The 7,063-nt window shown below is 56.4% G+C and carries 6 protein-coding genes; 3 read left to right on the forward strand and 3 right to left on the reverse strand.

Annotated features, from left to right (window positions below):
• Window positions 1–135: 135 nt before the first annotated feature.
• A complete protein-coding gene (locus ON072_RS11540; protein WP_208141138.1) occupies window positions 136–819 on the forward strand; it encodes a DUF3157 family protein in 684 nt (227 codons plus the stop codon).
• Window positions 820–931: 112 nt separating this feature from the next.
• Here ON072_RS11540 and hutH read toward each other — a convergent pair whose 3' ends face one another.
• From hutH to hutC, 3 genes are read right to left on the reverse strand one after another with little or no spacing between them, the layout of a single operon-like run.
• Window positions 932–2,473, reverse strand: coding sequence for a histidine ammonia-lyase (gene hutH, locus ON072_RS11545; RefSeq protein WP_109248580.1), 1,542 nt, complete (start codon window positions 2,471–2,473; stop codon window positions 932–934).
• A complete protein-coding gene (gene hutU, locus ON072_RS11550; RefSeq protein ID WP_261753158.1) occupies window positions 2,473–4,143 on the reverse strand; it encodes a urocanate hydratase in 1,671 nt (556 codons plus the stop codon). The genes hutH and hutU overlap by 1 nt, the downstream gene beginning before the upstream one ends.
• A 47-nt stretch (window positions 4,144–4,190) precedes the next feature.
• Entirely contained in the window at window positions 4,191–4,913 is a 723-nt protein-coding gene (hutC, locus tag ON072_RS11555) for a histidine utilization repressor (protein ID WP_144217772.1), read from the reverse strand.
• A gap of 146 nt (window positions 4,914–5,059) precedes the next feature.
• On the opposite strand from hutC, the gene hutI reads away from it, so the two are divergent.
• Both hutI and ON072_RS11565 read left to right on the forward strand, forming a co-directional pair.
• Complete coding sequence (gene hutI, locus ON072_RS11560; protein ID WP_261753157.1) at window positions 5,060–6,286, forward strand: imidazolonepropionase; 1,227 nt, start codon at window positions 5,060–5,062, stop codon at window positions 6,284–6,286.
• A 375-nt stretch (window positions 6,287–6,661) separates the two neighbouring features.
• The coding region (locus ON072_RS11565) for a hypothetical protein (protein WP_274626059.1) at window positions 6,662–7,063 on the forward strand (402 nt) is incomplete at its 3' end.

Consider the following 7,063-nt stretch of genomic DNA (forward strand, 5'->3'; position numbering starts at 1 on the left):
TCCCTAAGCACAGGCACTTGAACATACAACCCCGGCTTGCTGTATGCCAAGCAACCAAGTTTGTGTTTTTCGTCATTGCCAGCCCAGGTTAGCCCGGTTATTGTTGACCCAGGATTCAGCCAAGCGAATTTTTTCATGTCGAAACAAAATCTTTTCAAACCCAGCTTTGCCGTCAGCGCCCTGGCACTGATACTGAGCTCAAGCTTTGCCATCGCCGAGCCGGCCCAGGTGGCCGAAGTCACTCTTGAAAATGGTGCAAGAGTCATACTCAAAGATGACTTCACCTGGGAGTATGTGCTCACGGAGGCGGTGATCAGCGCCGCCGAACCCGAAGCGACCACTGAAGAAGTGGTTGCCGAGATGCCGAATACGGCCGCCCATACCACAGCCGCCACAGCGGCAGCAGTGGAAATGGCCGCCAAACCAGATCCAAGCAAAACCGCAGTCGTCGAGCAACTGACCCAGAGCGCCATGACCACTCCCGGACTGCTCGGCAAGACAGCCAGAGAAGGGATCAGCGTTTCGCTGCAGCAAGTGCAGTGGCAAGGCGACAAACTGGGCCTGACCTTCGAGCTTGACAGCAACAGCAGTGAAGATATGGTCGAGGTCCTGATCAGTGCCAGCTTCTATAACGATCAGGGCCGCAAGATGAAAGAAGAGGAGCTGCAGGTCTGGCGTGCCATCAAACGTATGCCGGAAACCTATCTGCGCAAGGGCCAGCAGCGGCAATCCTCGGTGATCTGGGTTGAAGGAGTAGATAAAAACCAGTGGCAGAAGCAGCTGCTGAATCTGAAGATCACAGAATTGGATACCTGGTAGCGCCGGGTTTCAATAAACAAAGAGCGCCAAATGGCGCTCTTTGTGTTTCATATACTGACTCTTTTACCGTCAGATGCCAAAGGGCCTGCTGGCCCTTTCGGCGCTTCCCGGCTCAGAGACTGCTTGGCAGCAGTTCCTTTGGCAGATAGGCGTTATAGCGCCCACTCGCCAGCAGCTCAGTGGCCTTGGTGATGTCCGGACCGAAGTACCTGTCCTTGTCATAGAAGGTAACCCGTTCGCGCAGTTCAGCCTTGGCCTTGGCTACCGCCGGGCTTGGCTGCAGCGGCGAGCGGAAATCCAGCCCTTGGGCCGCGGCCAGCAGTTCCACTGCCAGTACTCCGCGGGTGTTTTCCGCCATATCCCTGAGCCTGCGGGCGGCAAAGGTCGCCATGGAAACATGATCTTCCTGGTTGGCCGAGGTCGGCAAGCTGTCGACAGAGGCCGGATGAGCAAAGGTCTTGTTTTCACTGGCCAGTGCCGCGGCTGTCACCTGGGCAATCATAAAGCCCGAGTTAACCCCACCGTTTTCCACCAAGAATGGCGGCAGCTTGGAAAGATTGGAATCGATCAGCAGCGCAATGCGGCGCTCACTGATGGCCCCCAGCTCGGCAATGGCCAGCGCCAGATTATCCGCCGCCATGGCCACAGGTTCGGCATGGAAGTTACCGCCTGAGATGATCTCGCCGGTATCTTCAAACACCAGCGGGTTATCTGTCACGCCGTTGGCTTCAATTTCCAGCACTTCGGCCGCCTGACGGATCTGCGTTAGGCAAGCGCCCATCACCTGTGGCTGACAGCGCAGGGAGTAAGGGTCCTGCACCTTTTCACAATTGGCGTGTGACTCGGCAATCTCAGAACCGCTCCCCAGCAGATGACGGAATACTGCCGCCGAGTCTATCTGGCCCTTTTGGCCGCGCACCGCATGAATTCTCGGGTCGAACGGACTGCGACTGCCCATGGCCGCCTCGACACTCATGGCGCCGACCACAGAGCCAGCGGCAAACAGATCCTCGGCGTGGAACAAACCTTCCAGCGCCAGCGCCGTCGATGCCTGGGTGCCGTTGAGCAGGGCCAGGCCCTCTTTGGCAGCCAATTCAATCGGTTTCAGACCGGCGATACTCAAGCCCTCGATGGCGGGCATGATGCGCCCCTGATAACGCACTTCGCCCTCGCCTATGATCGGCAGACACATGTGCGACAGCGGCGCCAAGTCGCCCGAGGCGCCCACTGAGCCCTTCTCGGGAACACAAGGGTAGACACCGGCATTGACCAGGGCGATCAGGAAGTTGATCACCTCGAGACGGATCCCGGAAAAACCGCGGGACAGTGAGTTGATCTTCAACACCATCATCAGCCGCACGGTTTCATCCCGCATCAATTGGCCGGTACCGGCGGCGTGGGACAACACGATAGAGCGCTGCAGCAGTTCCAGGTCCGCCGGGGCAATCTTGGTGTTGGCCAACAGGCCAAAGCCGGTGTTGATGCCGTAAACTGTTCGGCCCTCATCCAATACTTTTTGCACCACGGCGGCGCTGCTGTTGATAGCTGCCAGCGATTCCGGATGCAATTGCAGCTGGGTTGGCGCGCGGCTGATGCTGCGCAGTTCAGACAGTGTCAGGCTTCCCGGTGTCAGAGTGATTTGAGTGGTCATCATCAGTCCTCCAACATAGGCAGATCCAGGCCCTGCTCTTTGGCACAGTGCTTGGCAATCTCATAGCCGGCATCGGCATGACGCATCACGCCCGTGGCCGGATCGTTCCACAATACCCGGGATACCCGCTTGGCGGCGGCTTCGCTGCCGTCACAGAGGATCACTACCCCGGAGTGCTGACTGAAGCCCATGCCGACACCCCCACCATGGTGCAGCGACACCCAGGTGGCACCACCGGCGGTATTGAGCAACGCATTGAGCAGCGGCCAGTCGGAGACTGCATCCGAGCCGTCGAGCATGGATTCGGTTTCCCGGTTGGGACTGGCCACAGAGCCGGAATCCAGATGATCCCTGCCGATGACCACAGGCGCCGACAGCTCGCCGTTTTTCACCATTTCGTTGAAGGCCAGCGCCAGACGGGCGCGATCTTTGAGGCCAACCCAGCAGATACGGGCCGGCAGCCCCTGGAAGGCGATACGTTCACGAGCCATATCCAGCCAGTTGTGCAGGTGTGGGTCGTCCGGGATCAGCTCTTTCACCTTCTGATCTGTCTTGTAGATATCCTCAGGGTCACCACTGAGCGCCGCCCAGCGGAACGGGCCAATGCCTTCACAGAACAGCGGCCTGATATAGGCGGGAACAAAACCGGGGAAATCGAAGGCGTTAGCCACTCCTTCGTCAAACGCCATCTGGCGGATGTTATTGCCATAGTCCAGGGTCGCGGCGCCACGGCTTTGCAGCGCCAGCATGGCCTGAACCTGCACCGCCATGGAAGCCTTGGCGGCCTTGACCACAGCGGCCTCGTCTTTGAGGCGCATCTCCTTGGCCTGCTCCAGCGTCCAGCCCTGAGGCAGATAGCCATTCAGCGGATCGTGCGCCGAAGTTTGGTCTGTCACTACATCCGGAGTAATGCCGCGCTCAACCAGCTCACTGAAGATATCGGCGGCATTGCCCAGCAAACCGACGGAAACCGGCTTGCCCTCGGCCTTGGCGGCTTCCAGCATCGCCAGTGCCTCGTCCAGGCTATGGGCCTTCTTGTCCAGATAACGGGTACGCAGACGAAAATCGATACGGGTCTCGTCCACTTCACAGGCCAGCACAGAGAAACCGGCCATGGTACCGGCCAGAGGCTGGGCACCGCCCATACCGCCCAGGCCACCGGTCAGGATCCAGCGGCCCTTGGCTTCACCATCGAAATGCTGCTTGGCCACGGCCACAAAGGTTTCGTAGGTGCCCTGGACTATGCCTTGGGTACCTATATAGATCCAGGAGCCGGCAGTCATCTGGCCGTACATAGCCAGTCCTTGCTTGTCCAGCTCGTTGAAGTGTTCCCAATTGGCCCAGTGGGGTACCAGGTTGGAGTTGGCGATCAGCACCCTGGGGGCATCGCTGTGGGTCTTGAATACTCCCACCGGCTTGCCGGATTGCACCAGCAAGGTTTCATCCTCTTCCAGACGCTTGAGCACCTCGACGATTTTGTCGAAACACTGCCAATCGCGGGCGGCGCGGCCTATACCGCCGTAAACCACCAGATCCTCGGGGCGCTCGGCCACATCCGGATGCAGGTTGTTCATCAGCATTCTGAGCGGCGCTTCGGTCTGCCAGCTCTTGCAGTTCAGAGTGGTGCCGGTCGGCGCAATGATTTTGCGCGCCGGATCATGTCTCTTATCCATAAACTTCCATTCCTCTGTTGCTTGTCTTGTGGTTTATTTTGTTGTTTTTATTTAGGTTTATTTTCGCCTCTGAAGGTCAAATGCCCTCCGAGACGGAAGCGGCTGCCGGGATGGATCAGCCGGGCAAAACTCACCACGCCCTGGCGTGACCAGGTGCGGCGCAGTATCTGTAAACAGGGCTCGCTGGCGGGAATCGCCAAGCGGGCGCGTATCTGTTCATTGGCGACTATCGCCTCTATGGTGTGGCGTGCCTCGGTCAAAGGCGCCACCTGCGACAGATATTCATGAGGGGTCTGCAAATTGAAATCCTGCTGCAGATAGTCGGGGATTAACTGGGGATTCACGAAACGCTCTTCGAGCTGTAGCGGCAACCCCTCTTCACAGTGCACCAGCACCGAGTAAAACACCCGGCTGCCGGTCTCCAGCCCCAAGGCGATGGCGATAGGCGCCAGGGCCTCTATGGCGGTCAGCTCCAACACCTGCACGCTGTAACCATGGCCGCGGGCCTTGATCTCATCGGCGATATTACGGATAGACAACATGGATGACTGCGACTTGAACTCGGCCACAAAGGTACCCAGCCCCTGACTGCGCTCCAGCACGCCGTTGTCCACCAGCTCGGTCAAGGCCCTTCTGGCCGTCATCCGGCTGCACTCAAACAGCTCCGCCAGTTGGTTTTCGGAAGGCACCCTGGAGTGCTCCACCCATTCGCCTGACTCAATGCGGTCTGAGATGTACTGTTTAATGCGGGCGAACTTGGCTGTGCTCATCGAATCGACTCTGTGTTGGTTTCAATCTGCTGAAAAACTCGGCTATAATCCTAGCTTGTATATACAAGTAAATACAAGTTAGCTCACAAAATCACGGCAGTTGCCGCCACCGCGGCCGGCTTTAAGGCAAACAACAAGGAGCAAGCATGTCCTGGGATCAGGTTTGGATAGATATCAATATTGCCACTATGGACCCTTCTGTATCAGAGGCTTATGGCGCCATCACCGACGCGGCCCTGGCAGTAAAAGATGGCAAAATAGCCTGGATTGGCAAGCGCAGCGAACTGCCTGCCTTCGACGTGCTGGCAACTCCGGTTTACAAAGGCAAAGGCGGCTGGCTGACGCCCGGGTTGATAGATGCCCATACCCATCTGGTGTTTGCCGGTAACCGCGCCAACGAGTTCGAGCTGCGTCTCAAGGGCGCCAGCTATGAAGAAATCGCCCGTGCCGGTGGCGGCATTATCAGCACAGTCAAGGCCTGCCGTGAGGCCAGCGAGGCCGAACTGTTCGACGAGGCTCGCCGCCGCCTCAACGCCCTGACCAAGGAAGGGGTTACTACGGTGGAGATAAAGTCGGGCTACGGGCTGGAAACCGCCACCGAACTCAAGTTGCTCAGGGTCGCCCGCGAGCTGGGCAAACACCACCATGTGGATGTGGTCACCACCTTCCTGGGCGCCCACGCCTTCCCACCAGAATATCAAGGCCGGGAGCAGGAATATGTGCAACTGGTAATCGAGGAGATGCTGCCTCAGATATTGGCGGAAGATCTCGCCGATGCCGTGGATGTGTTTTGTGAAAATATCGCCTTCGACCTGCAGCAGACAGAAGTCATTCTCAGCGCCGCCAAGGCCAAAGGGCTGGATATCAAATTGCACGCCGAGCAGCTCTCCAACATGGGCGGCTCAATACTGGCCGCCCGTCTGGGGGCCAAGTCTGTGGATCATATCGAGTATCTGGATGAAGCCGGGGTCGAGGCCCTGGCCGAGAGCGGCACCTGCGCCACCTTGTTGCCCGGCGCCTTTTACTTCTTGCGGGAAACCCAGATGCCACCGATAGCCTTGTTGCGCCAATATCAGGTGCCCATGGTGCTGGCCAGCGACTTCAACCCAGGGACTTCCCCCATCTGCTCAACCCTGTTGATGCTCAACCTGGGCTGCACCCTGTTCCGCCTGACGCCGGAAGAAGCCTTGGCCGGTGTCACCCGCAACGCCGCCCGCGCTCTGGGCCGCGAACAGCGCATAGGCATGCTGCGTCAGGGAATGGATGCCGACTTCTGCCTGTGGCGGATCTCAACTCCAGCGGAACTCGCCTACAGCTACGGCGTGAATCCGTTGGTGGATGTCATCAAGGGGGGCAAACTTATTCATCAATAAGTTTGGCAAGTGATTGGATGGCAGGTCACCGACCTGCTGTTGCTTATGCGCAAGCTTCTCAGCGCCAGGGAATAGCTGCACAGCTTAGACTCATCAGTTTTAACTGGATTAGTCTGAATCCAATCTGTCAGTTTCGTTTCCTTGACGTGACCATATCTGACAGATTGGCCGAGATTGGTTTTGCCCCTAAATGAGTTAGCTGCATGACTTTAGATTAACTCTAACACTCAGTGATTGACCAAATTTTAGTAATGTTACAAAGTGGCCACTTAATCATTAATTTCAATAAGGACTGTAGTCATGCCTGTCCCATGAATCTTCGCTAAATACAACAAATCGCATGTTTGAAAATATACTTACAAGGATTAGTGCTGAATGAATAGCAACAACAATTCAAGACGTGTCATTGGCTTTTTGGATACCCCAAAACCGATGTATGGCGAAGATGAAACAACAAAAATTAGCAAAGGTTTTATAGACGTTTTGTTTGAAGAAGGGGAGGATGGAACGCTAACAAAAATCAATAGCGCCCAGTTCTTTGATGATATAGAAAAGGTTTTTGTAATCGATGGCTTTCAGGAATCGAAAACGCGATATCACAGAACCCTAATAGCCGCTGACGTTATACTGAATAATCTATACGAAGGTAAAAGCGATGTGACAAGATACGTCACATTTAAGAACAACATAAGCGAGTTCTCAACTATCGTTTTTGGCATGCTTCACATGAAGTTGCGTTCACCGCTTGATTGCACCGTTATTATACTTCCCACACTG

Source organism: Shewanella sp. K8 (assembly GCF_028823715.1).
GTDB classification, from domain to species: Bacteria; Pseudomonadota; Gammaproteobacteria; order Enterobacterales; family Shewanellaceae; genus Shewanella; species Shewanella algae.

What these genes read in the sequence shown, in the direction of transcription:
- ON072_RS11540 (WP_208141138.1), top strand. Translation starts at nt 136, where the DNA reads ATGTCGAAACAAAATCTTTTCAAACCCAGCTTTGCCGTCAGCGCCCTG.
- hutH (WP_109248580.1), bottom strand. Translation starts at nt 2,473, where the DNA reads ATGATGACCACTCAAATCACTCTGACACCGGGAAGCCTGACACTGTCT.
- hutU (WP_261753158.1), bottom strand. Translation starts at nt 4,143, where the DNA reads ATGGATAAGAGACATGATCCGGCGCGCAAAATCATTGCGCCGACCGGC.
- hutC (WP_144217772.1), bottom strand. Translation starts at nt 4,913, where the DNA reads ATGAGCACAGCCAAGTTCGCCCGCATTAAACAGTACATCTCAGACCGC.
- hutI (WP_261753157.1), top strand. Translation starts at nt 5,060, where the DNA reads ATGTCCTGGGATCAGGTTTGGATAGATATCAATATTGCCACTATGGAC.